3 protein-coding genes are annotated in these 2,847 nt (G+C 76.2%); all 3 read left to right on the top strand.

What is annotated here, in order from left to right:
• The coding region (locus CCN29_RS33190) for a DUF7847 domain-containing protein (protein WP_086686203.1) at positions 1 to 1,005 on the top strand (1,005 nt) is incomplete at its 5' end.
• Positions 1,006 to 1,009: 4 nt separating this feature from the next.
• Positions 1,010 to 1,756 carry a DUF4129 domain-containing protein gene (locus CCN29_RS33185; RefSeq protein ID WP_086686201.1) on the top strand — a complete coding sequence of 249 codons (747 nt, stop codon included), beginning with the start codon at positions 1,010 to 1,012 and terminating at the stop codon, positions 1,754 to 1,756.
• Positions 1,753 to 2,847 (top strand): DUF4350 domain-containing protein (locus CCN29_RS33180; protein WP_107481765.1); only part of this gene is annotated, 1,095 nt, incomplete at its 3' end. The genes CCN29_RS33185 and CCN29_RS33180, both read left to right, overlap by 4 nt.

Genomic DNA, 2,847 nt, shown 5'->3' with positions numbered 1-2,847 from the left:
TGGGGCAGCGGCTGGGGAGGCCCCCCGCCCGCCGCGAAGCCCGGCGTCATCCCGCTGCGCCCGCTCGGCGTCGGCGAACTCCTCGACGGCGCCGTGTCGACCATGCGCACCCACTGGCGCACCGTCCTCGGCATCTCGCTGACCCTCGCCGTCCTCACCGAGATCGCCGCCGTGCTGATCCAGGGCTTCGTCCTGGGCGACGCCGACACCGAGGTGCTCGACGACCCGAGCGCCACCCTCGGCGAACTCACCGACGTCATGGGCGACCTGCTGCTCAGCTCCGCCGTCCTGTACGGCATCACCCTGATCGGCACGGTCGCGGCGACCGCCCTGCTCACCACCGTCACCAGCCGCGCCGTACTGGGCCGTCCGGTGACCACCGGCGAGGCCTGGCGCGACGCCCGCCCCCAAATCCTCAAGCTGTTCGGCCTGATCGTCCTGCTGGGACTCATCGCCGTGGGCATCGCCGCCGTCGGCGCGCTTCCCGGCATCCTCGTCAGTGTCTCGGCCGGCGCCGAGGTGGGCTTCGGACTGACCCTGCTCGGCCTCCTCGCCGCCGCCGTGTTCGCCGCCTGGCTCCTGGTCCGCTTCTCGCTGGCCTCCCCCACGCTGATGCTGGAGAAGCAGGGCATCGTCACGGCGATGCGCCGCTCCGCCCGGCTGGTGCGCGGCTCCTGGTGGCGGGTCTTCGGCATCCAGCTGCTGGCCGCGATCATCGCCTACGTCGTCGCGGCCATCATCGTCATCCCCTTCACGTTCCTCGCCGCCGCGTTCAGCGGCGACGGCGTCACCGGCTTCGTGAGCACCACCGGCGGCGACATCGGCTGGACGTTCCTGATCATCAGCGGCATCGGCTCGGTGATCGGCTCCATGATCACGTTCCCGATCACCGCCGGCGTCACCGTGCTCCTCTACATCGACCAGCGCATCCGCCGCGAGGCCCTCGACCTCGAACTGGCGCGCGCCGCGGGCGTCCAGGGCGCCGACGGCACCGGCCGGAGCTGATGCGGTGACCGTCCCGGGGGGAGTTCTCCAGGCCGTACCGGCCCTGCCCACGGCCGCCGGCACCGCCGTAAGCCTGCTCGCGGGCGGCGACGACGAACCGCCCGTCACCCTCCCGCGCGACCCCGCGCGGGAGGCGGCCCGGCGGGAGCTGTCGAAGCAGATGTACCACGAGAACGACCCCAGCTGGCTCCAGCGTGCGCTGGACGCCTTCTGGGACTGGGTCGGCGACCTGTTCGGCGCCGCGTCCACGGCGACACCCGGCGGCGCGCTCGGCCTGGTCGTCGTCATCGTCGCCGCGCTCGCCGTCGTCGCCGCCCTGTGGTGGCGCCTCGGCACCCCGCGCCGCCGCCCGGCCGCCGCACCCGCCCTGTTCGACGACCGCCCCCGCAGCGCCGCCGAACACCGCGCCGCCGCCGAGGCGCACGCCGCCCAAGGCCACTGGAACCAGGCCGTCCAGGAACGCATGCGGGCCGTCGTCCGCGCCCTGGAGGAACGCGCCCTCCTCGACCCACGCCCCGGCCGCACCGCCGACGAGGCCGCCGCCGAGGCCGGCCGCGCCCTGCCCGCCCACACCGACCGGCTGCGCACCGCCGCCCGCGACTTCGACGACGTCACCTACGGCGGCCGCAGCGCCACCGAGGACACCTACCGGCGGCTCGCCGCCCTCGACGCCGGCCTGGAGCGCACCAGGCCCGCCCTCGCCGGCGCCCGCGGCACGGACACCGACACCCGCCGGGGAGCCGCCGGATGACGACCGAGGTCACCTCCCCGGCCACCTCGGCCTCCCCGACCGCCCGCCAGGTGTGGACCCGCTCCCGGGGCGTCGCCCTCGCGCTGGTGCTGCTCGTCGTCGCGGCCGTCGTCATCGCCGTGGTCCGCTCCGACGCCCGGCACGGCCACCTCGACCCACGCTCCGCCGACCCCTCCGGCAGCCGCGCCGTCGCCGAACTGCTCGCCGACCGCGGCGTCGACACCCGCGTGGTCACCACCCTCGACGAGGCCGCCGACGCGGCCGGCCCCGACACCACCCTCCTGGTCGCCGTGCCGGACCTGCTGACGCCCCGCCAGCAGACGCGGCTGCGCGCGGCCACCGCGGACTCCGGCGGCCGCACCGTCCTGGTCGCCTCCGGCGTCGCCTCCGTGGAGCGCCTCGCCCCCGGCGTCACGGCCGACCCGGCCAACAGCCTCGACTCCACCCTCGAACCGGGCTGCGACCTCCCCGCCGCCCGGCGCGCGGGCGACGCCGACACCGGCGGCATCCGCTACTCCTCCGCGCACCCCGACGCCGTCGAGTGCTACCACAGCCACCGCCTGGCCACCCTGCTGCGCGTCCCCGCCCCCTCCGGCACCGGCGACACCGTCCTCGTCGGCGCCCCCGACATCCTCCTCAACGACCGCCTGGACGAGCACGGCAACGCCTCCCTGGCGCTCCAGCTCCTCGGCTCCCGCCCCCACCTCGTCTGGTACCTCCCCACACCCGCCGACCCCGCCGGCACCGAGGACGAGAAGAGCTTCTTCGACCTCCTCCCCTCCGGCTGGCTCTGGGGCACCCTCCAGCTGTTCGTCGCCGCCGCCCTGGCCACCGCGTGGCGGGCACGCCGGCTCGGTCCCCTCGTCCCCGAGAAGCTCCCCGTGGCGATCCGCGCCTCCGAGACCGCCGAAGGCCGCGCCCGCCTCTACCGCAAGGCCGACGCCCGCGACCGCGCCGCCCTCGCCCTGCGCTCCGCCACCCGCACCCGCCTCGCCCCCCTCGTCGGCGTCTCCGGCACCCAGGCGCACACACCCGAGGCCCTGCTCCCCGCACTGTCCGCCCGCCTCGACGGCGACGGACCGTCCCCGCAC

The organism is Streptomyces pseudogriseolus (assembly GCA_002154585.1).
In the GTDB taxonomy this organism is placed as follows: domain Bacteria; phylum Actinomycetota; class Actinomycetes; order Streptomycetales; family Streptomycetaceae; genus Streptomyces; species Streptomyces pseudogriseolus.
Note: the sequence above shows the minus strand (reverse complement) of the source record. Positions and strands in the feature narration are given on the sequence as shown.